The following is a 22,295-nucleotide window of genomic DNA, read 5'->3' on the forward strand; positions in this document are numbered from 1 at the left end:
GCGGGGAAATCAGCTTGGCCGTGTGTCCCATCGCCATCAGTTGGCGAGCGACAAAATGCGACCCTGCACAGGCCTCCATCACCACGACACAGCTCGGCACATTGCCGAAAAACTGCATCATCTGCGCCCGTGAGCATTTTTTGCGAAACACCTCGCGGCCCGACTTATCCTGGCCGTGCAGGTGGAAAGTATGTTTGCCGAGATCGATACCGATCAGTGCTGACTCGCTCATGATGATGGCCTCCGAAAACAAAACACCCCGTGAAAGCGTAGCCCTCACAGGGTGTTGGGGGTGACCATCTCATTAACCCCGAACCAGTCGGGGTTTTTTATCGCCTGCAATCAGGCGCGACGCCGGATCAATTAGAAAACGTTGATCGGGTAGTCGGCGAACAGGCGGAATTCGTTACCGCCTACGTTGTACTTGTCAGCGTTGTTGGAAACGCGCAACCACGAGGCACGAGCACGCAGGCTCAGGTCTTTGGCTGGGCCGCTCTGGACGATGTACTTGAACTGGTTAAAGATTTCACGCTCGGTGCCATCGCCACGGCCACTGCCGTCGTCGATGTTGGTACCGCGCACGTAAGCCACGTTGTAGGTCAAGCCAGGTACACCGAAGGTAGCGAAGTCGATGCCGTAGGCCGCTTGCCACGAACGCTCGTCCTTGCCGTTGAAGTCGGACCAGTAGGAGTTGGCCAGCAGGATGGTGTTGCCGCCGTCGCCGATGCCGCCATCGTTGCGGTAGCCGCCGTACAGGTAGCCGGTGTCGCCGGTGCTGCGCTGGTGAGCGACGGTGAAGCTGTGCGGACCAACAGCCCACGTGGCGCCCAGGCTCCAGATTTTGTTGTCGCGCGCGTCTGCATCACCTTGGTTTTCCAGGGCGAAGCTGCGATCCAGCTTGGTCTTGTAGCCGTTGAAGTCAAACGTCAGCGACTGCTTTTCCGGCAGGGCCAGTACGTAGTTGACGTTGACGTACTGCTTCTTCAGCACGTCCTGCATGTCGGAGGCGTACAGCGCTGCCGACAGGCTTTCGGTGAATTTGTAGCTACCACCGATATAATCGATGCTTTTCAGACGGCCGCTGTCGGTACCTTCAGCGCTCTTACGCGCTTCCTTGGTGAAGTGACCCGCGTCCAGTTGCAGACCTTCGATCTCTTTGGAAACGATCGAGGTACCGGTGTAGGTTTCCGACAACAGACGAGAGTTGTCGTAAGCCAGCACGGGCACGTTCGGGAACTGGTCGCCGTACTTGAGCACAGTGTTGGACAGGCGGAACTTCACCGCCGCGCCGCCTTTGGCCAGGTCGTTGGCAGCCGAGCCGCTGTCGCCTTGCTTGAAGAAGTCGATACCGCCCGCGCCGCTGCGGCCTTTACCGCCGTCCAGACGAATGGCGTACTGGCCAATCACGTCCACACCGACACCGACGGTGCCTTGGGTGAAACCGGACTCGAACTTGCCTATGAAGCCTTGGCCCCATTCGGCCTTGTCTTGCTTGCCGTTCTTGTAGTCACGGCTGATGTAAGCGTTACGTGCGGCGATGTTCAGGTGGCTGTCTTCAACGAAACCCTTGGATTGCTCCTGGTCGTTTGCCATGGCTGTCGATGCGCTCAAAATCCCCAGAGCGATCAGACTCATCCGTTGTTTCAACATTTCTTATATTCCTTATTACTGGTTGAGTACGCGCTATGACACCAGGCTCCATATTGCTGTTTTGGTGTCGACTTTTTCCGAAAAAAAACAAAGCCCGCGGACGACTGAACTGCCGCGGGCCTTTTCTTATTGGTTAAGTCATGGCTGTTAGCCACAGGCGTTGGACGCAATGCTAGTCTCGCGTTGAACTATGTGTCAATTTCGCGAATCGTCTGTATTTAGGCAAAAAAATTCTAAGCCACGGCCTACAGCGCTTTGGCCATCGCCTGGAAGTCTTATCCATACAGAAAAAATACGGACTCACTAACATATTTTATAAGTCGAACGCGTGGGAACAGGCATGCGCCCAAATGCAAATAATTGTCATTATTCTCAAGTAAGGTCTTATGCGCTTAAGCGAACCATGTGACGCAGATTCAGCCCGAAGATCTGTCGTCACATCATGGTGAGGGGAACCTGCCGTTTCTGAGACTGAACCGACTTTAAATGAGAGCCTGCTCGCGACAGGTATAGCTCAATCACTTATTCAGTGAAGGGCACACCGCAATAGCGAACATGTTCCCTCGCCGATGGTTGATCGGCGAGTTCTCAGTTATTCATCAATTCGCACAATGCGTGCATTTCTTCGTCGCTGAACAAGCCTGCCGGGTAGCGCTCACTCATCACACTGAATAAATCAGGCGGCTGCCTGACCTGCCGTGAGCCATGTGCCTTCAACCAGAGCGCCAGCGCATGGATTTCGTCACTGTTGACTCGCACGGGGTGGAACGTGCGCGTGTGCATCAAGTTGATATCGACATTCATTTCAGCGCTCTCTCCTACTGCATGAGCGGCTAACTTACTCAAGGTTTATGACAGAACTGCGCAGTCATCACCGTGGGCCACTGTGATAATACCAATACAAGAGCTATGCCAATGTGCAGTATTTATAGGCAGTTGGACACAAAAAAGCCCACGGCCTTACGGGGCCGCGGGCTTGCTGTGAACGCTAGAACCGAGTGGCGCTCGGTCGTCGCTCCGACGTTGTTACAACCGCACTCAATTTTTCTGCGGGGCAGGCTGTTGTTGGGTCAGGCAATGGATATTGCCCCCACCCAGTAACAGTTCGCGGCCCGGCACCATCACCACGTCGTGCTGCGGGAACAGGTTCTGCAGGATTTCACGGGCCTGGTTGTCCAGCGGGTCGTCGAAGCTCGGCGCGATGATGCCGCCGTTGACGATCAGGAAGTTGACGTAGGAACCGGCCAGACGCACGGAAGGGTTGCGCTCCTGGCTGCCGTCCATCGGGTCCACACCCGCGCACTCTGCTTCGGTGGCATAAAGCGGCCCCGGAATCGGCATTTTATGCACTGTGAACGAGCGGCCCCGGGCATCGGTGCTGCTTTGCAGCACGTCCATGGCGGCATGGCAGCGTGAGTAGTTCGGGTCTTGCGGGTCGTCGGTCCAGGCCAGCAGCACTTCGCCCGGGCGTACATAGCAGCAGAAGTTATCCACATGGCCGTCGGTTTCGTCGTTGAACAGGCCGTCTGGCAACCAGATGATCTTATCCACAGCCAGGTTGGCGCTCAGCACCGCCTCGATGGCTGCACGGTCGAGATGCGGGTTGCGATTGCGGTTGAGCAGGCATTCTTCGGTGGTGATCAGGGTGCCTTCGCCGTCGACATGAATCGAGCCGCCTTCCAGCACAAACCCTTCGGTGCGGTAGCGCGGCGCACGCTCGATCTCGAGGATCTTGCCGCCGACCTGCGCGTCACGGTTCCACGGCGCATACAGACCGCCGTCAAAACCGCCCCAGGCGTTGAAATCCCAGTTTACGCCGCGCACTTCGCCACGGTTGTCGATCACGAAAGTCGGGCCGGTGTCGCGCACCCAGGCGTCGTCGCTGGACATTTCCACCACGCGGATATTGGGCACGTCGAGGCGGGCACGGGCGTTTTCGTACTGGCCGGCGGAAACCGCCACGGTGACCGGCTCGAAACGCGCGATAGCCTTGGCCACCGCCACGTGCGCGGCCTGCGCCGGCTTGCCACCCAGGCGCCAGTTGTCCGGGCGCTCGGGCCAGATCATCCAGGCCTGGGTCTGTGGCGCCCATTCGGCAGGCATATGAAAGCCATCGGCGCGAGGTGTGCTGTGCAGGGTGGTCATGGCGATCAGGGCTCCGAAAGGGTGAAGGCCGACTTTATAACCGATAAAAATCGGCCTTAAAAGCATCAAAACAATATAGCCGATAAATATGACAGCATTTAACCGATAACAATCGATTATTTATAGCTGTTCATCCAGCACCTTCGACAGCATGTCGACAAAGAAATCCACACTGCGTCTGGAGGTGACCATCGGCGGCTTGATCTTGAGAATATTCAGGTAATCACCGGTCGGCTGCATGAAAATCCCCAGCTCACGCAAGCGGTCGCACAGCAGTGTGGTCTCTTCGGTGGCGGGTTCCAGGGTATGCCGGTCGCGCACCAGCTCCAGGCCCAGATAGAAGCCGGACCCATGAACCGCGCCGACCAACGGGTGACGATCGATCAGGGCTTCCAGCCGCGCCTTGAAATGCGCGCCGACCACTTGGGCGTTTTCCCAGAGCTTTTCTTCCTCCATCACATCCAGCACCGCCATGCCGATCCGGCAACTGACCGGGCTGCCCCCCGAAGACGAGAAGAAATACCCCTCGGCCTCCAGCGCCTCGGCAATCTCGCGACGGGTGATCACTGCCCCCAACGGCTGACCGTTGCCCATGCCCTTGGCCATGGTAATGATATCGGGCACCACGCCCTGCTCTTCAAAGCCCCAGAAGAAATGCCCCATGCGGCCATAACCCACCTGAACCTCATCGGCGATGCACACGCCACCTTGGGCGCGCACCAACGCATACACCTGCTGCAAATAGCCCGGCGGCAGGGAGATGCCCCCGGCATTGCCATACACCGGCTCACAGATGAAGCCGGCCAGTTGGCGCTGGCTAGCGGCGATTTTCGCCAGGTTGTGTTCCACACTTCGCACGTAATCCGGCGCGCTGTCCTGCCCGCGGAACTCGCCGCGATAGGTATTGGGCGCGGTCACCGGGTGAACCCAGTCCGGACGACTGCTCAGGGCCTTGGGGTTATCGGCAATCGACGTGGACACCGCATCCGCCGCCACCGACCAACCGTGGTAGGCCTCCAGCACACTGAGCATGTCGCGCCCACCGCTGTAGGCCCAGGCCAGGCGGATGGCCAGGTCATTGGCCTCGGTGCCGCTATTGACCAGGAAGACCCGGTCCATGCCGTCCGGCGCCAGCGCCAGCAAGCGCTCGGAGAATTCGGCAATCGCCGCATAGTGAAAGCGCGAGTTGGTGTTGAGCAGCGACCACTGCCGCGCTGCCACCGCTGCCATGCGGGGGTGACCATGGCCGAGCACGGCGACGTTGTTGAGCATGTCCAGATAGGAACGGCCCTGCATGTCGATCAGATGGTTGCGCCAGCCTCGTTCAATGCGCGGCGGATCGACGTAATAGTGCTTCTGCGAGCGCGCGAAGCTGGCGTCGCGTCGCGCCAGCAGGGCTTGGGGGTCGAGCTCGGGTTCGGCATCGCAGGCCAGCCCCAGCAGCACCGAGGGTGACGGGCATAGCGCTTGCCACGCCGACGCCCGGCTCGGCGTGCAGAACAGCGGTGGCTCAACGTCAGCGCGGCACCATTGCACGGTCAGGGGGGCATGGACCTCGCCCAGTATTTGCCCTTCCACCACCGCCGCTCCCGCGCTCAATGAGGTGCTTACGCCCCACAAGCGCAGGCTCAACGGACCATCCTGCACGCACAGCAAGCCATCGGCACCGACACGCAGCACCCCAGCGAAGGGCGCCTCCACCGCTGTACCGTGGGGCAGGTGCAACTCGACATGCAGCGGGAACGTCTGCGGCTCCGTGGCGCTGTCCGGGCAGGTGCGCGACAAACGGTATTGGCCGTAGCGACTGGCGGCCAACCCGTGAACCGCCGCAGCCTCGTCCAGTAAGCGCCGGTCAATCCCCGGCTGCTCCCAATTACCCGCTTCGAAATGTGGGCTGAGCACTCCCAGGTCGATCAGCGCGAACTCGCGTCCCACCAGCCCCGGCAAGAGCGGCGCGAACCCCTCGCTGGCGATCGGTGGCAGCGTCTGCCCGACACAGAGCAGGATCGCCGCCTCCATCAATTCAAACGGCACTGACGTTGCAACCTGGAAAATTTCCCACTCATGCTCGGCGTTTTTCAACAGGTAGTCGTTATCGGGGTCCAAGCGTTGCTGCTGTTCGCTGCTGAGCACCAGCACCGCCGCACGGGCGACGATCAGCGGCCATAGCGCCTGCAGTTCTTCGCGCTGCAACGGCGTAACGGCGTGACAGGCCTGGATTGCCGGTAAAATGGCAAAGGGATCGCCCTGGGCATGGTGCAGCAAGGCGGCGCAGGTCACCGACAGGTCGGCGATGCGCCAGGTGTGTACCAGATCGCCGAAATCGATCACCCCCTGGATCTGCCAATGACGCAGGGCATCGCGCTGCCAGACCACATTGTCATCGGTAATGTCCATGTGTACCGCTTGCCACGGCAAGTGATCCGCCAGGGGCCGAATGCGCTCACCGACCTGCTCGGCGACTTGCTCCAATGCCGCGCGGTGGGGCAGGTCTGGCAGGGTCGCCAGCAGGTGGCTGATCAGTTCCTGCGCGTGGCGCGGGTCCCATTGCAGGGTCCGCTCCAGGCCCGGATGCGCAAAATCGGCCAGCGCCTGGCTCATCCGCCCGCACAAGTCACCGAAGCCTGCGATGACCTCGCGGCCCACGTGAGGCAGGTGGGTCAAGGGCTGGCCGTCGATGTAATCCAACAGCCGCAGGTGCAGGGTTTGCCCATCGACGGTCACGGTCAGCAGGTCCTCACCGGTCAGGGCCTTGATGACTCGGGGGACGCGCAACCCGTCCTGCGCCTGCAAGGCGTGGAGCGCGGCATGCTGGGCGTGCAATTCGACGGCGGCGTAGTCGCCCAGGCAGATTTTCAGAACAAAGCGGCCATGGTTGGTGTCGACGCTGTAGTTGAGGTCTTGTTGGCTGCCAAGTGATTGCAATGTGCCGCCAAGGCCATAATGCCGCTCAAGCAAGTGTGCAGCCTGATCGGGCCCCACTTGCGGGCAAGGCAGGCTGGTGCGATGGATCAACGTGGCAAGCAACATGATGAGGACCTCTGTTTTTATCAGGCGCCTATATCGCCATTGTTGATGGGGGTTAAGCAACCCCCCAACGTACCGCGCTTGCACAGATCCGCGTCACAACTCAAGCTATGCCCCATTCGCTAAATGTCCGTCTAAGGAAAAGGCCCCCCGACATGCGTATTCTCATCACCGGAGGTGCCGGTTTCATCGGCTCTGCCCTGATCCGCCACCTGATTCAACACACCGAGCACGAAGTGCTCAACCTGGACAAACTGACCTACGCCGGCAACCTGGAGTCGCTGACCAGCATCGCGTCCAACAGCCGCTATGAGTTCGTCCAGGCCGATATCGTCGACCAGGCCACCGTCAGCGCCGTGCTCGCGCGCTTCGAGCCCCAGGCGATCATGCACCTGGCGGCCGAGTCCCATGTCGACCGTTCCATCGACGGCCCGTCGGATTTTATCCAGACCAACATTGTCGGCACCTACAGCCTGCTGGAAGCCGCCCGCGCGTATTGGCAAACGCTCGCAGAGCCGGCCAGGAGCGCGTTCCGCTTCCACCACATCTCCACCGACGAGGTGTACGGCGACCTGCACGGCGTGGACGATCTGTTCACTGAAACCACGCCCTACGCCCCCAGCTCGCCCTACTCGGCCAGCAAGGCCGCGTCCGACCACCTGGTTCGCGCCTGGCAGCGCACGTATGGCCTGCCGGTATTGCTGACCAACTGCTCGAACAACTACGGGCCGTTTCATTTCCCCGAGAAGCTGATCCCCCTGGTGATCCTCAACGCCCTCGCTGGCAAGCCGTTGCCAGTCTATGGCGACGGCTTGCAGGTCCGCGACTGGCTGTTCGTCGAAGACCACGCCCGTGCGTTGCTCAAGGTGGTGACCGAAGGCGTGGTCGGCGAGACCTACAACATCGGCGGCCACAACGAGCAGAAGAATATCGACGTGGTACGCAGCATCTGCGCCCTGCTGGAAGAGCTGGCACCGCAACACCCGGCCGGTGTCGCGCACTTTGCCGACCTGATCACCTTCGTCAAGGACCGCCCCGGCCACGACCAGCGCTACGCCATCGACGCCAGCAAGATCGAACGCGAGTTGGGCTGGGTGCCGCAAGAAACCTTTGAAACCGGGCTGCGCAAAACCGTGCAGTGGTACCTCGATAACCTGGAATGGTGCCGCAGGGTCCAGGACGGCAGTTATCAGGGCGAACGATTGGGCAATACCGACATGAAGGATCTGCTTGCATGACAAAGGGAATCGTATTGGCCGGCGGCTCCGGCACCCGTTTGCACCCCATCACCCTGGGCGTGTCCAAGCAACTGTTGCCGGTGTATGACAAGCCGATGATCTACTACCCGATCTCGGTGCTGATGCTCGCGGGAATCAAGGACATCCTGGTGATCTCCACGCCGGTGGACTTGCCGCAATACCGCAATCTGCTGGGGGATGGCAGCCAGTTCGGCGTGCGTTTCAGCTATGCGGAGCAGCCGTCGCCGGACGGTTTGGCTCAAGCCTTCATCATTGGCGAAGCATTCATCGGCGACGATCCGGTGTGCCTGATCCTGGGCGACAATATTTTCCATGGCCAACACTTCGGTGATCAACTGCGCACCGCGGCCGAACGCCCGTCCGGGGCAACAGTATTCGGCTACTGGGTCAAGGACCCGGAGCGTTTTGGGGTGATTGACTTCGACAAGGAAGGCCGCGCCCTGTCCATCGAAGAAAAACCAGCCAAGCCCAAGTCGCCCTATGCCGTCACCGGCCTGTATTTCTACGATAACGATGTGATCAAGATCGCCAAGGCGGTCAAGCCCTCGCCCCGTGGCGAACTGGAGATCACCGACGTGAACAACGCTTACCTCAAGCGCGGCGACTTGCATGTGGAGCGTTTTGGGCGTGGCTTTGCCTGGCTCGACACCGGCACCCACGACAGCCTGCTCGAAGCCTCGACCTATGTGCAGACCATCGAGCACCGCCAAGGGCTGAAAGTCGCCTGCCTCGAAGAAATCGCCTACGAAAATGGCTGGATCGATCGTGACCATCTGCTGGAACGCGCCAAGTACTTCGGCAAGACCGGTTATGGCCAATACCTGTACTCGCTGGCCGGAGAACACCCGTGAATGTAGTGCAAACCTCACTGCCCGGCGTACTGATACTCGAACCGAAAGTGTTTGGTGATGAGCGCGGTTTTTTCTACGAAAGCTTCAATGCCCGTGCCTTTGAAGCGGCCACCGGGCTGCAGCGCGACTTCGTGCAGGACAACCACTCACGCTCGCAAAAAGGCGTGCTGCGGGGTCTGCACTATCAGCTTGAACATACCCAGGGCAAACTGGTGCGTGTCATTGCCGGCGAAGTACTCGACGTAGCCGTCGACATTCGTCGCAGCTCGCCGAACTTCGGTCAATGGGTCGGCGTGCGCCTGTCGGCACAGAACAACCGCCAACTGTGGGTGCCGGAAGGCTTCGCCCATGGTTTCGTGGTGTTGAGCGACTACGCAGAATTCCTCTACAAGACCACCGACTACTACCAACCGAGCGCCGAGCGTAGCATCCTCTGGAATGACCCTACGCTGGCCATCGACTGGGAACTGACCGAACCGCCGCAACTGTCCTCCAAGGACCAGGCCGGCAAACTGCTGATGGAAGCCGACCTGTTCCCATGAAGATTCTGATCACCGGCCAACACGGCCAACTCTCCCAAGAGCTGCAACAACGGCTCCTGGGCCTGGGCAAACTCATCGTGCTGGGCCGCGACAGGCTGGACCTGGCTCACGTCGACCAGATCCGCCAGCAAGTGCGCGCCCATCGCCCCGACCTGATCATCAACGCCGCGGCCCACACCGCGGTCGATCAGGCCGAAAGCGAGCCGGACGCGGCCTTCGCGATCAACGCCACCGCGCCCGGCGTTCTCGCCGAAGAAGCCAAGGCCTTGGGCGTGCCGCTGATCCATTACTCCACCGACTACGTGTTCGACGGCAGTAAAACCGCGCCCTACACCGAAGCCGACACACCCAACCCGCTGGGCGTCTACGGCCAGAGCAAGCTCGCCGGTGAGCAGGCGATCGTGGCAGTCGGGGGCGAATACCTGATCCTGCGCACCAGTTGGGTTTACTCCCTTCACGGCAAGAACTTCCTGTTGACCATGCAGCGTCTGCTGCAAGAAAAACCGCAGATGCGGATCGTCGCCGACCAGATCGGCGCGCCGACCTGGGCCGGCACCATCGCCAACAGCACCCGCGCGTTGATCGAGCGCTGGCAGGCCGGGCAAGCGGGCGACTGGGGTGTCTATCACCTGACCGCCCAAGGCGAAACGTCGTGGTTCGGCTTCGCCCAGGCGATTGGCGAGCACCTGCGCGCCACAGGCAAACCCTGCGCCGACCTGGAAGCGATCCCGTCCAGCGCCTACCCGACGCCGGCCAGGCGCCCACTGAACTCGCGCCTCGATTGCAGCCGTCTGCAACAGCAGTGGCAGGTCAGCCAGCCACAGTGGCAAGACGCATTGCGCGAGTGTCTTGCACAGCAGCACTAGGCATAATGCGCCTGTACCCTCAGGCGCATGACTCCCATGACCCCACCCCTCCCGCGAAGACCCCGCTGGCGCAGCCTCGCCCTGTTGGCGCTGTGCCTGGCGCCGCTGCTGTGGCCGCTGGAGCACCTGGCCGAGCGCTACTACCGCAGCGAACTGGCCGGGCAGAACCGCCAGACCCTCGACCTGTACGTCGCCAACCTGCTGGGCACCCTGCACCGCTATGAAGTGCTGCCGCAGATCCTCGGCGACTTGCCAGCCCTGCGCACCGCGCTGGCGGCACCGCAGGTCAGTACCAACCTGGCCAACGCCAACCTGTTGCTCAAGGACGTCGCCGCCCAGGCCGGGGTCGAAGTGATGTACCTGATGGACACCACCGGCAAGACCCTCGCGGCGTCCAACTGGGACAAGCAAGACAGCTTCGTCGGGCGCAATTTCTCGTTCCGCCCGTATTTCAGCGAAGCCATGGCCGGACGCCTGGGCCGATTCTTCGGCTTGGGCACCACCTCGGCCAAACGCGGCTACTTCTTCGCCGCCGCGGTGCGCGACGGCGAGAAAGTCATCGGTGTGCTGGTGGTCAAGGTCGACCTGGACCACACCGAAAGCCTGTGGGGCAACACCCCCGAGCAACTGCTGGTCACCGACCACAACGGCGTCGTGATCCTGACCTCGCGCCCGCAATGGCGGTTCCGCGCCACCCGGCCACTGACGGACGAAGAGCACCAGGCGATCATCGCGATCCAGCCCTACCCGACCCGCGATCCGCAACCGCTGGCCTTGAGCCCGACGGCCTGGCTGCGCCAATCCACGGCCATCGCCGAAACCGGCTGGAACGTGGAGATCCTCGCGCCACAATCGTTGATCAACCGCCCGGTACGCACCGTGGTCGCGGTGGGCGGCGCCACGCTGTTGGTGCTGATGTTGCTGCTGGGCCTGATGATGCAGCGCCGTCGGCACTACCTGGACCGCATCGCCTTCGAAGCCAAGGCCCGACGCGAACTGGAAATGCGCGTGGCCGAGCGTACCAGCGACCTGGAAGGGCTCAACCGGCGCCTGAAACAGGAAGTGCTGGAGCGCGAACATGCGCAGCAGGAACTGGTGCGCGCCCAGGACGACCTGGTGCAGGCGGGCAAACTGTCGGCGCTGGGCACCATGTCGGCGAGCATCAGCCACGAGCTCAATCAACCCCTGGCGGCGATTCGCAGCTACGCGGAAAACGCCGAAATCCTGCTCGACCATGAGCGAACCGACGACGCGCGCAGCAATCTCAAACTGATCAGCGAACTGACCGGCCGCATGGCCTCGATCATCGCCCACTTGCGCGCGTTCGCCCGCCGCGATCGGCATGCGCCGGAAAGCGTCGCCCTGCAACCGGCACTGGACGACGCGCTGGCGTTGCTGGCCAAACGGCGGCGCGCGATGGAAGTCGAGCTGATCCGCGATTTGCCCGAGGCGACCTTGTGGGTCGAGGCCGGTGAAACCCGTCTACGCCAGGTGCTGGGCAACCTGCTGGCCAATGCCCTCGACGCCCTCACCGAAAAAGGCCCGCCGCGCAAACTCTGGCTGAGTGCCGAAACCACCGAGCAGGGCGTCAACCTGTACATTCGCGACAACGGCCCGGGGTTTTGCATGGAAGCCCTGGGACGCGCCAGCGAGCCGTTCTATACCACCAAGACCCGCACCCAGGGCCTCGGGCTGGGCCTGGCGATCTGTGACACCTTGATGCGTGCCTTTGGTGGCGAACTGCTGTTTGCCAACCACAAGCAAGGCGGCGCGCTGTTAACCTTGAAATTGCGTGCCGGCTCGCCGGGCGTCAGTCTGCAACCGTCCGAGGACCGCAGTGTATGAGTATCGATAACCAGATTCAGGTGGTGTTGATCGACGACGATCCACACTTGCGTCAGGCCCTGTGCCAGACCCTGGACCTGGCCGGGCTGAAAGTCCTGCCCCTGGGCGAAGCCACCGGCCTCACCGCACAGCTGTCGCGGGATTGGCCGGGCGTGGTGGTCAGCGATATCCGCATGCCTGGCATGGACGGCCTGGAGCTGCTGGCCGAGCTGCACGGCCAGGACCCGGAGCTGCCGGTGCTGCTGATCACCGGCCACGGCGATGTACCGCTGGCGGTGCAGGCCATGCGTGCCGGTGCATATGACTTCCTCGAAAAGCCGTTCGCCAGCGACGCCCTGCTCGACCGCGTGCGTCGCGCCCTGGCCCTGCGCCGGCTAGTGCTGGATAACCGCAGCCTGCGCCTGGCCCTCAGCGATCGCCAGCAATTGAGCACGCGCCTGGTCGGGCATTCCCCGCAAATGCTGCGCCTGCGCGAGCAGATCGGCGCGCTGGCGGCAACCAAGGCCGATGTACTGATCCTCGGCGAAACCGGCGCCGGCAAAGAGGTGGTCGCCCGCGCACTGCACGACTTGTCGAGTCGGCGTAGCGGGCCTTTCGTGGCGATCAACGCCGGCGCGCTCGCCGAGTCGGTGGTCGAAAGCGAGCTGTTCGGCCACGAGCCGGGCGCCTTTACCGGCGCGCAAAAACGCCGCATCGGCAAATTCGAATTCGCCAACGGCGGCACATTGTTCCTCGACGAAATCGAAAGCATGAGCCTGGACGTGCAGGTCAAGCTGCTGCGCCTGCTGCAGGAGCGCGTGGTCGAGCGCCTGGGCGGCAATCAACTGATCCCGCTGGATATCCGCATCATCGCCGCCACCAAGGAAGACCTGCGCCAGTCCGCCGACCAGGGCCGCTTCCGCGCCGACTTGTATTACCGCCTCAACGTCGCGCCGTTGCGGATTCCACCGCTGCGTGAGCGCGGTGAAGATGCGTTGATGCTGTTCCAGCACTTTGCCGACGAAGCCAGCAGCCGCCATGGCCTGCCGCTGCACGAATTGCAGCCGGGCCAGCGCGCGCTGCTGCTGCGCCACAGTTGGCCGGGCAATGTGCGGGAATTGCAGAACGCCGCCGAGCGCTTCGCCCTGGGCCTGGAGTTGGCGCTGGACAACACCCCGGACAATCTCTCCGCCGGCCTGCTGACCTCCACCCCCGGCGGCCTGAGCGAACAAGTCGAACAGTTCGAAAAAAGCCTGATCGCCGCCGAACTGAGCCGCCCCCACAGTTCCCTGCGCAGCCTCGCCGAAGCCCTCGGCGTACCGCGCAAGACCCTGCATGACAAACTGCGCAAGCACGGCCTCAACTTTGCCGACAGCGCCAGCCACAGCAGCGACGACGAATGACCCACCCTACCCACCAAGAGGCCGCCATGAGCCGCGACAGCCGTTACCTGGAATCTATCCTCCACCACGACATCCCCCTAACCCGGGAAATGGGCCTCAAGGTGCTCGACTGGCAACACGGCCAATTGCAACTGCACTTGCCCCTGCAAGCCAATATCAACCACAAGAGCACCATGTTCGGCGGCAGCCTCTATTGCGGCGCGGTCTTGGCGGGTTGGGGTTGGCTGCACTTGCAGTTGCGCGAAGAAGGCATTCTCGAAGACGGGCATATCGTGATCCAGGAAGGGCAGATCAGTTACCCGCTGCCGGTCACACGAGACGCGACCGTGATCTGCCAGGCGCCGGAGGAGAAAGTGTGGAAGCGCTTTGTGACGACGTACAAGCGCTATGGCCGCGCGCGGTTGACCCTGGAAACGTGGATTGTGAATGACGGCAGTGACGAGCGCGCAGTGGTTTTCAGCGGCCAGTACGTCCTGCACCGCTAGCCGCCCCGCCACAAAACAAAGTGGGAGCAAGTCGAATCGTCGCACCGCCCCTCCCACATGTTGATCTGCTGAGGCCTTAAGCGCGGGCCAGGGTGAGCAGGCGTTCGCGCCACGCGGCTTTGGCCGGCAGCGCCAGGAAGAACGGGTTCAGCAACGATTCCCGCGCCGGATAGCTGAACGGCTCGCCGCTCAACTCCAGCACTTCGCCGCCCGCACCTTCGAGCACGCCCTGGGCTGCGGCGGTATCCCACTGGGAGGTCGGCGCCAGGCGCGGGTAGCAATCGGCACTGCCTTCGGCCAACAGGCAAAACTTCAACGAGCTGCCGATATTCGCCAGCTTCAACTCACCCAAGCCTTCGCTCAAGCCCTGGAGCAAACGCTCCTGCTCAGGGCTGCTGTGTCGGCGGCTGGCAACCACGGTAAACGCCTCGCCGGCGGCCGGGGCCAGGCGCACCTGGATCGGCCTGGGCGCTTCGTTCACATCGGAGCGCCACGCCCCCAGGCCCGCGCCGCCAAAGTAGCAACGGCCGCTGGTGGGCATCGACACCACGCCAAACACCACGCGGCCCTGTTCGATCAACGCGATGTTGACAGTGAACTCATCGCTGCCGGAAATGAATTCCTTGGTGCCATCCAACGGGTCCACCAACCACCAGCGCTGCCAGCCGGCACGCACGCTCTGGTCGATATCGGCGTCTTCTTCAGAAAGCACCGGGATGCTCGGGTCCAGCGCGGTAAGGCCGGCGAGAATCAGATGATGAGCGGCAAGGTCCGCCGCCGTCACGGGTGAATTATCGGACTTGGACGTCACGGCCACATTGGCGCGCCAGAACGGCATGATGACTTCACCGGCCTGGCGCGCCAGCTCGATCACCGGGGCAATGAATGGGTGGCCTAGAAACAATTCGCTCATGCGCTGAACACTCCACGCTGGGTCAACAGGTCTCGTACCAGGTACAGCGCGGCCAGGGCGCGGCCTTCGCTGAACTGCTCGTTTTGCGCCAGTTGCGCCAGCTCGCGCAGGTTGACCCGGTCTACACGCATCGGCTCGGGTTCATCGCCTTCCAGGCGTTCTTCATACAGATCGGTGGCCAGTACCACCTGGATTTTCTGGCTCATGTAGCCAGGCGACAGCGAAAGCTCGGTGAGGTGCTCCAACTGGCGCGCGCCATAGCCGGCCTCTTCCTTGAGTTCACGGTCCGCCGCCGCCAGCACATCCTCGCCCGGCTCGATCAAACCCTTGGGCAGCGAAAGCTCGTATTCGTCGGTCCCGCCGCAGTATTCCTCCACCAGCAACGCATGCTCGGCGTCGATCATCGCCACGATCATCACCGCGCCGTAGCCGGCACCGCGCCCCACCAGGCGCTCGTAGGTCCGTTCTACGCCGTTGGAAAAGCGCAATTGCACTGCTTCCACGCGGAACAAACGGCTACTGGCGACTATTTCGCGGGAGAGGACGGTGGGTTTCTGGCGCATAAGCGGCTCCTTGGGGTGATCGGGTTACTATACCGTGGCTTTTCCGATTGTCTGTGTCGGATATCTTTACTTACGTGAGAACGCCCCATGCCCTCTTTGCCCTGGCACGCCATCGACACCGTCCTGCTGGACATGGACGGCACCCTGCTCGACCTGCATTACGACAACCACTTCTGGATGGAACACCTGCCCCAACGCTACGCCGAGCTGCATGGGGTGAGCCTTGCCATGGCCGAGATGGAGTTGCAGCCTCTGTTCGAGCGTAACGCCGGCCAGTTGCAATGGTATTGCCTGGATTTCTGGAGTGCCGAGCTGAAAATCCCGGTGCGCGAACTCAAGCAGGAAACCGCCCACCTGATCGCCCTGCGTGCGGATGCCGATACGTTTCTGGCGGCGATCCGACAGGCCGGCAAGCGCGTGATCCTGATCACCAACGCGCACCGTGATTCGCTGTCATTGAAGATGGAACGCATCGAGCTGGCGCCGTATTTCGAGCGGATGATCAGTTCCCACGACTACGGTTTCGCCAAGGAAAACCCACAGTTCTGGGACGCCCTGCAGGCCGATATCGACTTCGACCCGGCGCGCAGCCTGTTTATCGACGACACCTTGCCGATCCTGCGCAGCGCCAGGGACTTCGGCGTGGGGCATTTGCTGGCGGTGAAAGAGCCGGACAGCAAAAAAGGGCCAAAGGACACCGGGGAGTTTGCGGCAGTCGAGGACTACCGGGATCTCATTGTCGGACTCTGAACCCATGTGGGAGCAAGCCCCCACACAGGTTTACCGCGTGTACTACTCGGGAATGCGCAGCGTCTGCCCCGGGTAGATCTTGTCCGGATGCGACAACATCGGCTTGTTGGCCTCAAAGATCTTGTTGTACAGATTGGCGTTGCCATACACCGCCAGGGAAATCGCGCTGAGGGTGTCGCCCTTTTTCACCACGACAAAACGCGCCGCCACAATCGGTGCGGGGTCGGTGACCTTGATCTGGTCATCCACACTCGCGACCCCGGCAATATTGCCCAGCGCCAGCAGGATCTTCTCTTTCTCTTCCTGGCTGGCAACTTCGCCGGTCACGGTCACCTTGTCGCCGTCAACCGTGGTCTGTACGTTCGGATTACCCAGACCGACCTTGGCCACATGCTCTTTCAACTGCTCGCTGGCGTTCGCATTACCCGGCGTCAACAGGTCGATCAACTTTTCGCCGGCTTCCTTAACAAAGCTCAAAATACTCATGCTGCTCTCTCCTTGGGTTTGAGTTCCAGATGCCAAAGACTAGACCAGCCCAACAGATCTGGGTTCCCAGCCGCCTAAAGACCCAAACACGCTAGAATCCCCCCGCCATTGGAATAAGCCCTGGAGCGAAGATGGACATCAAGCAGCTGAGATTCCTCATCGCCCTCGACGAGACGCGCCACTTCGGCCAGGCGGCCGCGCGTTGCCATATCACCCAGCCGACCCTGTCGATGCGCCTGCGCAGCCTCGAAGAAGAACTCGATCTGCCACTGGTCAACCGTGGCCAGCGCTTCGAAGGTTTCACCGCCCCGGGTGAGCGCGTGCTGGCCTGGGCGCGCACGGTGCTGGCGGCGTATGACGGCCTGCTGGCCGAAGCCGCAGCCTGTCGCGGCAACCTGGTGGGGACGTTGCGCCTGGGCGTGGTGCCGCTGTCGAGTTTCGATCCGTTGGCGCTGATGCAGCAACTGCATACAGAACACCCAAGCCTGCGCTTTGAGCTGTCGGCCCTCAGCTCTGAACAGATCCTCGAACAATTGGCGAGCAATCGCCTGGACCTCGGCGTGTCCTACCTCGACCGCCTGGACAACGAGCGCTTCGACTCCCTGGCCCTCGGCGAAACCCGCATGGGCCTGCTGTACGACCAACGCTATTTCAGCTTCGGCGAAAAGCCCCTGAGCTGGGAAGCCCTGATCGAACTGCCGCTGGGCATGCTCACCAGCGGCATGCACTTCCGTCAGTCCATCGATCACAACTTCCATAGCCGGGGCCTGCACCCGCAACCGTTGTTGCAGACCGACGCGGTCCATCAGTTGTTACAAGCGGTTCACGGCGGGCTGTGCTGTGCGGTGATGCCCTTGGACGGTGGCCTGGATGCGCTGACCGAGCATCTGCGCCTGCAACCGATCGAAGACGCCCACACCCTGGCGCGCCTGGGGCTGATCATGCGCCGCAGCGCCCCGCGCTCTGCGTTGGCGGAAGCGTGTTTCGCGCTGTTTCAGAAATCGCAAACCGAGTCTTGATCGACGTCATCTATCGGTAGATCAGTACTGGCAATTAGACGCGACGCTTTGTCGCGCCTAGTCTAAACACTGACCCATCCGCCGTCGGTACTGCCTCATGAACGCCAAGCGCCCAGTCTGCGCGGCGCCCGCTGCTCAAACGCCCGCGCCCGCCGCCAGCCAGAGCTACCAGTTTTGCACGCTCGAACACACGGAAGTCGCCAGCACCGCGTTGGCGGAAGAAGTGGCGTTGGCGATTGCCTATAACGACATCAGCCAGGCCGTGATGCTGGTGACGCCGACGGACCTCGAAGACTTCATTGTAGGCTTCAGTATCGGCAGCGGCATTATCGCCGACGTTAGCGACATTTATGACCTGAAACTCAGCGGCACGGGCTCTGCCCAGTACGCTCAGGTGCAGATTTCCAGTCGCGCGTTCTGGAACCTCAAGCAGCAGCGCCGCCAACTGGCCGGTACCAGCGGTTGCGGGTTGTGCGGCGTGGAAGCGCTGGAACACGCCCTGCCGGACCTTGAGGTACTGCCCGGCGCGCCCCTGCCGCCGGCCGAGTGGCTCGACGGCCTGCGCCAGCGCATCAGCGCGTTCCAGCCTCTGGGCCAGCACAGCGGCGCGGTGCATGCGGCGGTGTTCATGAACAACCAGGGCGAACTGCTGCTGGGCCGCGAAGACATCGGCCGACACAACGCCCTCGATAAATTGATCGGCGCGCTGATCCGCCAACGGATTCCAAGCGAAGGCGGCCTGGCCATTGTCACCAGCCGTTGCAGCCTTGAGTTGATCCAGAAAGTCCTGCGCGCAGGCATCCAGACCCTGGTCAGCCTGTCGTCGCCCACCGGCCTGGCCCTGCAATGGGCACGCCGGCACAACCTCAATCTCATCCACCTGCCGCAGAAAAGTGCGCCGCGGGTCTACAGCCCTGCGATGGAGAAACAGCCATGAGCAATCACCACCAAGCCGACCAAACCCCAACCCCGCGCTACAAGCCTTACAAGGGTGCGGCGGGCGGCTGGGGCGCGCTGATCAGCGTGGCGCAGGCATGGCTGACCAGCGACAACGCGCTGAAAAACCTGCGCATGATGCTCAAGACCAACCAGAACGGCGGCTTCGACTGCCCGGGCTGCGCCTGGGGCGACTCGCCGGAAAGCGGCATGGTCAAGTTCTGCGAAAACGGTGCCAAGGCAGTCAACTGGGAAGCCACCAAACGCCGCGTCGATGCCGCGTTCTTCGCCAAGCACAGCGTCACCGCGTTGCTGGAGCAAAGTGACTATTGGCTGGAATACCAGGGTCGCCTGACCGAGCCGATGCGCTACGACGCACAGACCGACCGTTACCAGCCCATCAGTTGGGAGGCGGCGTTCGAGCTGATCGGCCAGCACCTCAACGCCCTGCCGAGCCCGGACATGGCCGAGTTCTACACCTCGGGCCGCGCCAGCAACGAAGCGGCGTACCTGTACCAGTTGTTCGTGCGCGCCTACGGCACCAACAACTTCCCGGATTGCTCGAACATGTGCCACGAAGCCAGTGGCGTGGCCCTGGCGCAAAGTGTCGGTGTCGGCAAAGGCACCGTGACCTTTGACGACTTCGAACACGCCGACGCGATTTTCGTCTGGGGCCAGAACCCCGGCACCAACCACCCGCGCATGCTCGAACCGCTGCGCGAAGCGGTGAAGCGCGGCGCTCAAGTGGTGTGCATCAACCCGCTGAAAGAGCGCGGCCTGGAACGCTTCCAGCACCCGCAACACCCGCTGGAAATGCTCACCAACGGCGACAAACCGACCAATACCGCATACTTCCGCCCGGCGCTGGGGGGCGACATGGCCATCCTGCGCGGCATGGCCAAGTTCCTGCTGTTGTGGGAGCGCCAGGCCCAGGCCGAAGGCAAGGCAGCGGTGTTCGACCACGACTTCCTCAACGAACACACCACCCACGTGCTCGATTACCTCGGCCAGATCGATGACACCTCCTGGGAAGAAATCGTCGCGCAGTCCGGCCTGCCCCTGGTGGAAATCGAGCAAGCGGCGCGCATGTACGCCAAAGGCAAGAACGTGATCATGTGTTGGGCGATGGGCATCACCCAGCATCGTCACTCGGTGCCGACCATCCAGGAAATCGCCAACCTGATGCTGCTGCGCGGCAATATCGGCCGCCCGGGCGCCGGCCTGTGCCCGGTGCGCGGCCACAGTAACGTGCAAGGCGACCGCACCATGGGCATCAACGAACGGCCGCCGGTGGCGTTCCTCGACGCCCTGGAGCGGCGCTTCCAGTTCCAGGTGCCGCGCACCAACGGGCACAACGTGGTCGAGGCGATCCACGCCATGCTGGAAGGCCGCGCCAAAGTATTTATCGGCCTGGGCGGCAACTTCGCCCAAGCCACCCCGGACAGCCCGCGCACCTTCGAAGCCCTGCGCAATTGCGACCTGACCGTGCAGATCAGCACCAAGCTCAACCGCAGCCACCTGATGCACGGCAAAGACGCGCTGATCCTGCCGTGCCTGGGCCGCACCGACATCGACATCCAGGCCGAAGGCCCGCAGGCGGTGACGGTGGAAGACTCGTTCAGCATGGTCCACGGCTCCAACGGCCAGCTGCAACCGCTGTCGAGCCGGATGAAATCCGAGCCGGCCATTCTCGCCGGCATCGCCGCCGCCACCCTGGGCAGCCAACCGGTGGACTGGAACTGGCTGGTGGCCGACTACGGACGTATTCGCGAGCTGATCGCCGACACCATCCCAGGCTTCAAGGACTTCAACGAGCGGATCAAAAACCCGGGCGGTTTCTACCTGGGCAACGCCGCCGGGGCACGTCGCTGGAACACGCCTTCGGGCCGCGCCAACTTCCGCCCGAACGTCCTGCCCAAGGACCTGATCCACGAACGCACCCACGCCACCGGGCACGTGCCGGACCTGATCATGCAGTCGATGCGCTCCCACGATCAGTACAACACCACCATTTATGGCCTGGACGACCGCTATCGCGGGGTCAAAGGTCAACGCGACGTGTTGTTCGTCAACGAAGCCGACATCATCCGCCTGGGCTTCAAGCCGGGGCAAAAGGCCGACATCGTGTCGCTGTGGGAAGACGGCCGTGAGCGCCGCGTAAAAGGCTTCACCTTGCTCGCGTTCGATATTCCGGCGGGGCAGGCAGCGGCTTACTACCCGGAAGTGAACCCGCTGGTGCCCTTGGAAAGCACCGGGGATGGCAGCCATACGCCGACGTCGAAATTTGTGGCTATCCGCCTGGAAGCGGCGAGCGACAATGGCCTGATCATGGCGCGCTCGGCGTAAATCCCGGGCACAAAAAAGGCCGCTTTTGCATAAAAGCGGCCGTTCCGAAGTAACTAAAGACCCGCCAAAATCACTTAAGTTCCCTAGCTAAAACAGTCAGTTAGAGAATTGTGTACAAGTCGTGTTACTGGTCGGATTTCTATTGTCACAATGTCGACACAGCCTCAGGATCGCGCCGTCATCCTCTTGAGGTCTCTCTATGAAGTTCTCCTCGATTCTCTTGTTGTCCCTTGGCCTGGTCAGTGGCGCAGCCATGGCCGGTGGCACCACCGAAGCCGGTGTAGGCGGCGCATTGGGCGGGGTACTCGGTTCGGTTGTCGGCCAGCAGGTCGGCGGTAATACCGGTTCAGCCATCGGTGCAGCCCTGGGCGGCGCGGGCGGCAGTGCGGTCGGCGCTGACAAGCGCAGCCGCGGCGAAGCAGCCATTGGCGGCGCCCTGGGCGCAGCGGGCGGCAACGTGGTAGGCCGCAGCATGGGCGGCACCACCGGCAGCCTGATCGGCGCAGCCGCTGGCGGCGGCGCGGGCGGCGCGCTGGGCAACTACATGGGCAACAAGAGCGATGACGACGACCGTCGTTACCGTGGCCGTGACGACCGTCGCTACTACCGGGATGGTCACCCTGGCCGTGGCCATGCCTATGGCCATCGCAAGAACAAGCATCACTACCGTGATTGATCAGATCTAAAGAACACTGAAGAAACACTGTGGGAGGGAGCTTGCTCCCGATAGCCGAGTTTCAGTCACCCATGTGCTGGCTGATACACCGCTATCGGGGGCAAGCCCCCTCCCACAGTCAGGCCACCAACCGCTGCAACGCCTCGCGCAACATCCCCGGAATCGTCACCGGCTGGTTCGTTCCCCGATCCACGAACACATGCACGAAGCGCCCTGCCGCACAGGCGTCCTCCTCGCCTGCCTTGAACACCGCCAACTCATACTGCACCGAGCTGTTGCCCAACTTGCCGACCCGCAGGCCTATTTCGATGCGCTCGGGAAAGGCGACGGAAGCAAAGTAATCACACGCCGAACTCACCACAAACCCCACCACCTCGCCGTCATGAATATCCAAGCCACCGTGTTCGATCAGGTAGGTATTCACCGCGGTGTCGAAGAAGCTGTAGTAGGTCACGTTGTTCACATGGCCATACACATCATTGTCGTGCCAGCGCGTAATGATCGGCTGGAAGTGCCGGTAATCGGCGCGTTGGGGCATGGAGTCAGGCATCGGC

General features: G+C 62.1%; 20 protein-coding genes and 1 pseudogene. 12 read left to right on the plus strand and 9 right to left on the minus strand.

Annotated elements, in window-relative coordinates; translation table 11 throughout:
- The 5 genes and pseudogenes from INT12_RS18575 to INT12_RS18595 all read right to left on the minus strand — a co-directional run.
- A pseudogene (locus INT12_RS18575) lies at nt 1–232 on the minus strand (IS110 family transposase); the annotation flags it as partial.
- Between the two features lie 131 nt (nt 233–363).
- Entirely contained in the window at nt 364–1,650 is a 1,287-nt protein-coding gene (locus INT12_RS18580; RefSeq protein ID WP_017848545.1) for an OprD family porin, read from the minus strand.
- A 588-nt stretch (nt 1,651–2,238) separates the two neighbouring features.
- Nucleotides 2,239–2,454 carry a hypothetical protein gene (locus INT12_RS18585; RefSeq protein ID WP_017848546.1) on the minus strand — a complete coding sequence of 72 codons (216 nt, stop codon included), beginning with the start codon at nt 2,452–2,454 and terminating at the stop codon, nt 2,239–2,241.
- Nucleotides 2,455–2,688: 234 nt separating this feature from the next.
- The gene (gene aguA, locus INT12_RS18590) at nt 2,689–3,795 is read right to left on the minus strand and encodes an agmatine deiminase (protein ID WP_169886037.1); all 1,107 of its coding nucleotides are present in this window, start codon (nt 3,793–3,795) and stop codon (nt 2,689–2,691) included.
- Nucleotides 3,796–3,915: 120 nt separating this feature from the next.
- On the minus strand, nt 3,916–6,825 hold the full coding sequence (locus INT12_RS18595) for an aminotransferase (RefSeq protein ID WP_193040473.1): 2,910 nt from the start codon (nt 6,823–6,825) through the stop codon (nt 3,916–3,918).
- 152 nt (nt 6,826–6,977) lie between these two features.
- On the opposite strand from INT12_RS18595, the gene rfbB reads away from it, so the two are divergent.
- From rfbB to INT12_RS18630, 7 genes are read left to right on the plus strand one after another with little or no spacing between them, the layout of a single operon-like run.
- Nucleotides 6,978–8,060 (plus strand): dTDP-glucose 4,6-dehydratase, encoded by a 1,083-nt coding sequence (gene rfbB, locus INT12_RS18600; protein WP_017848549.1) that lies wholly within the window; start codon nt 6,978–6,980, stop codon nt 8,058–8,060.
- Nucleotides 8,057–8,932: a glucose-1-phosphate thymidylyltransferase RfbA gene (rfbA, locus tag INT12_RS18605; RefSeq protein ID WP_046488739.1), complete on the plus strand. Its 876-nt coding sequence runs from the start codon at nt 8,057–8,059 to the stop codon at nt 8,930–8,932. The genes rfbB and rfbA overlap by 4 nt, the downstream gene beginning before the upstream one ends.
- Nucleotides 8,929–9,474: a dTDP-4-dehydrorhamnose 3,5-epimerase gene (gene rfbC / locus INT12_RS18610; protein ID WP_046385038.1), complete on the plus strand. Its 546-nt coding sequence runs from the start codon at nt 8,929–8,931 to the stop codon at nt 9,472–9,474. The genes rfbA and rfbC overlap by 4 nt, the downstream gene beginning before the upstream one ends.
- Nucleotides 9,471–10,340, plus strand: coding sequence for a dTDP-4-dehydrorhamnose reductase (gene rfbD, locus INT12_RS18615; protein WP_193040472.1), 870 nt, complete (start codon nt 9,471–9,473; stop codon nt 10,338–10,340). Before rfbC ends, rfbD begins: the two co-directional genes overlap by 4 nt.
- 36 nt (nt 10,341–10,376) lie before the next feature.
- Nucleotides 10,377–12,185, plus strand: coding sequence for a sensor histidine kinase (locus tag INT12_RS18620; protein ID WP_193040471.1), 1,809 nt, complete (start codon nt 10,377–10,379; stop codon nt 12,183–12,185).
- A complete protein-coding gene (locus INT12_RS18625; protein WP_017848554.1) occupies nt 12,182–13,567 on the plus strand; it encodes a sigma-54-dependent transcriptional regulator in 1,386 nt (461 codons plus the stop codon). Before INT12_RS18620 ends, INT12_RS18625 begins: the two co-directional genes overlap by 4 nt.
- Nucleotides 13,568–13,593: 26 nt before the next feature.
- Nucleotides 13,594–14,052 (plus strand): YiiD C-terminal domain-containing protein, encoded by a 459-nt coding sequence (locus INT12_RS18630; protein ID WP_046488745.1) that lies wholly within the window; start codon nt 13,594–13,596, stop codon nt 14,050–14,052.
- A 76-nt stretch (nt 14,053–14,128) separates the two neighbouring features.
- Here INT12_RS18630 and cysQ read toward each other — a convergent pair whose 3' ends face one another.
- Entirely contained in the window at nt 14,129–14,965 is an 837-nt protein-coding gene (cysQ, locus tag INT12_RS18635; protein WP_017848556.1) for a 3'(2'),5'-bisphosphate nucleotidase CysQ, read from the minus strand.
- Nucleotides 14,962–15,528, minus strand: a complete 567-nt coding sequence (gene nudE, locus INT12_RS18640; protein ID WP_017848557.1) for an ADP compounds hydrolase NudE — start codon at nt 15,526–15,528, stop codon at nt 14,962–14,964. Before nudE ends, cysQ begins: the two co-directional genes overlap by 4 nt.
- Before the next feature lie 87 nt (nt 15,529–15,615).
- On the opposite strand from nudE, the gene yrfG reads away from it, so the two are divergent.
- Entirely contained in the window at nt 15,616–16,278 is a 663-nt protein-coding gene (gene yrfG / locus INT12_RS18645) for a GMP/IMP nucleotidase (RefSeq protein ID WP_193040470.1), read from the plus strand.
- A gap of 42 nt (nt 16,279–16,320) precedes the next feature.
- On the opposite strand, the gene lysM is transcribed toward yrfG, so the two are convergent.
- Complete coding sequence (lysM, locus tag INT12_RS18650; protein WP_017848559.1) at nt 16,321–16,764, minus strand: peptidoglycan-binding protein LysM; 444 nt, start codon at nt 16,762–16,764, stop codon at nt 16,321–16,323.
- A 131-nt stretch (nt 16,765–16,895) separates the two neighbouring features.
- On the opposite strand from lysM, the gene INT12_RS18655 reads away from it, so the two are divergent.
- The 4 genes from INT12_RS18655 (at nt 16,896) to INT12_RS18670 (ending at nt 21,741) form a co-directional block, all read left to right on the plus strand.
- Nucleotides 16,896–17,783 (plus strand): LysR family transcriptional regulator, encoded by an 888-nt coding sequence (locus INT12_RS18655; RefSeq protein WP_193040469.1) that lies wholly within the window; start codon nt 16,896–16,898, stop codon nt 17,781–17,783.
- A 97-nt stretch (nt 17,784–17,880) separates the two neighbouring features.
- On the plus strand, nt 17,881–18,720 hold the full coding sequence (gene fdhD / locus INT12_RS18660; protein ID WP_193040468.1) for a formate dehydrogenase accessory sulfurtransferase FdhD: 840 nt from the start codon (nt 17,881–17,883) through the stop codon (nt 18,718–18,720).
- Nucleotides 18,717–21,065: an FdhF/YdeP family oxidoreductase gene (locus tag INT12_RS18665; RefSeq protein WP_193040467.1), complete on the plus strand. Its 2,349-nt coding sequence runs from the start codon at nt 18,717–18,719 to the stop codon at nt 21,063–21,065. Before fdhD ends, INT12_RS18665 begins: the two co-directional genes overlap by 4 nt.
- A gap of 199 nt (nt 21,066–21,264) precedes the next feature.
- Complete coding sequence (locus INT12_RS18670; protein ID WP_017848563.1) at nt 21,265–21,741, plus strand: glycine zipper domain-containing protein; 477 nt, start codon at nt 21,265–21,267, stop codon at nt 21,739–21,741.
- Nucleotides 21,742–21,859: 118 nt separating this feature from the next.
- Here INT12_RS18670 and INT12_RS18675 read toward each other — a convergent pair whose 3' ends face one another.
- Nucleotides 21,860–22,291, minus strand: coding sequence for an acyl-CoA thioesterase (locus tag INT12_RS18675; protein WP_102617764.1), 432 nt, complete (start codon nt 22,289–22,291; stop codon nt 21,860–21,862).
- Nucleotides 22,292–22,295 lie beyond the last annotated feature (4 nt).

Source organism: Pseudomonas sp. K8, assembly GCF_014889455.1.
Classification (GTDB): Bacteria; Pseudomonadota; Gammaproteobacteria; order Pseudomonadales; family Pseudomonadaceae; genus Aquipseudomonas; species Aquipseudomonas veronii.

Excerpts from the sequence above, each read along its gene's own strand:
- INT12_RS18620 (WP_193040471.1), top strand. The coding sequence starts at position 10,377 with ATGACCCCACCCCTCCCGCGAAGACCCCGCTGGCGCAGCCTCGCCCTG.
- rfbB (WP_017848549.1), top strand. The coding sequence starts at position 6,978 with ATGCGTATTCTCATCACCGGAGGTGCCGGTTTCATCGGCTCTGCCCTG.
- rfbA (WP_046488739.1), top strand. The coding sequence starts at position 8,057 with ATGACAAAGGGAATCGTATTGGCCGGCGGCTCCGGCACCCGTTTGCAC.
- INT12_RS18595 (WP_193040473.1), bottom strand. The coding sequence starts at position 6,825 with ATGTTGCTTGCCACGTTGATCCATCGCACCAGCCTGCCTTGCCCGCAA.
- INT12_RS18675 (WP_102617764.1), bottom strand. The coding sequence starts at position 22,291 with ATGCCTGACTCCATGCCCCAACGCGCCGATTACCGGCACTTCCAGCCG.
- lysM (WP_017848559.1), bottom strand. The coding sequence starts at position 16,764 with ATGAGTATTTTGAGCTTTGTTAAGGAAGCCGGCGAAAAGTTGATCGAC.
- INT12_RS18670 (WP_017848563.1), top strand. The coding sequence starts at position 21,265 with ATGAAGTTCTCCTCGATTCTCTTGTTGTCCCTTGGCCTGGTCAGTGGC.
- INT12_RS18580 (WP_017848545.1), bottom strand. The coding sequence starts at position 1,650 with ATGTTGAAACAACGGATGAGTCTGATCGCTCTGGGGATTTTGAGCGCA.
- yrfG (WP_193040470.1), top strand. The coding sequence starts at position 15,616 with ATGCCCTCTTTGCCCTGGCACGCCATCGACACCGTCCTGCTGGACATG.
- fdhD (WP_193040468.1), top strand. The coding sequence starts at position 17,881 with ATGAACGCCAAGCGCCCAGTCTGCGCGGCGCCCGCTGCTCAAACGCCC.
- aguA (WP_169886037.1), bottom strand. The coding sequence starts at position 3,795 with ATGACCACCCTGCACAGCACACCTCGCGCCGATGGCTTTCATATGCCT.
- nudE (WP_017848557.1), bottom strand. The coding sequence starts at position 15,528 with ATGCGCCAGAAACCCACCGTCCTCTCCCGCGAAATAGTCGCCAGTAGC.
- INT12_RS18625 (WP_017848554.1), top strand. The coding sequence starts at position 12,182 with ATGAGTATCGATAACCAGATTCAGGTGGTGTTGATCGACGACGATCCA.
- cysQ (WP_017848556.1), bottom strand. The coding sequence starts at position 14,965 with ATGAGCGAATTGTTTCTAGGCCACCCATTCATTGCCCCGGTGATCGAG.
- INT12_RS18585 (WP_017848546.1), bottom strand. The coding sequence starts at position 2,454 with ATGAATGTCGATATCAACTTGATGCACACGCGCACGTTCCACCCCGTG.
- rfbD (WP_193040472.1), top strand. The coding sequence starts at position 9,471 with ATGAAGATTCTGATCACCGGCCAACACGGCCAACTCTCCCAAGAGCTG.
- INT12_RS18665 (WP_193040467.1), top strand. The coding sequence starts at position 18,717 with ATGAGCAATCACCACCAAGCCGACCAAACCCCAACCCCGCGCTACAAG.
- INT12_RS18630 (WP_046488745.1), top strand. The coding sequence starts at position 13,594 with ATGAGCCGCGACAGCCGTTACCTGGAATCTATCCTCCACCACGACATC.
- INT12_RS18655 (WP_193040469.1), top strand. The coding sequence starts at position 16,896 with ATGGACATCAAGCAGCTGAGATTCCTCATCGCCCTCGACGAGACGCGC.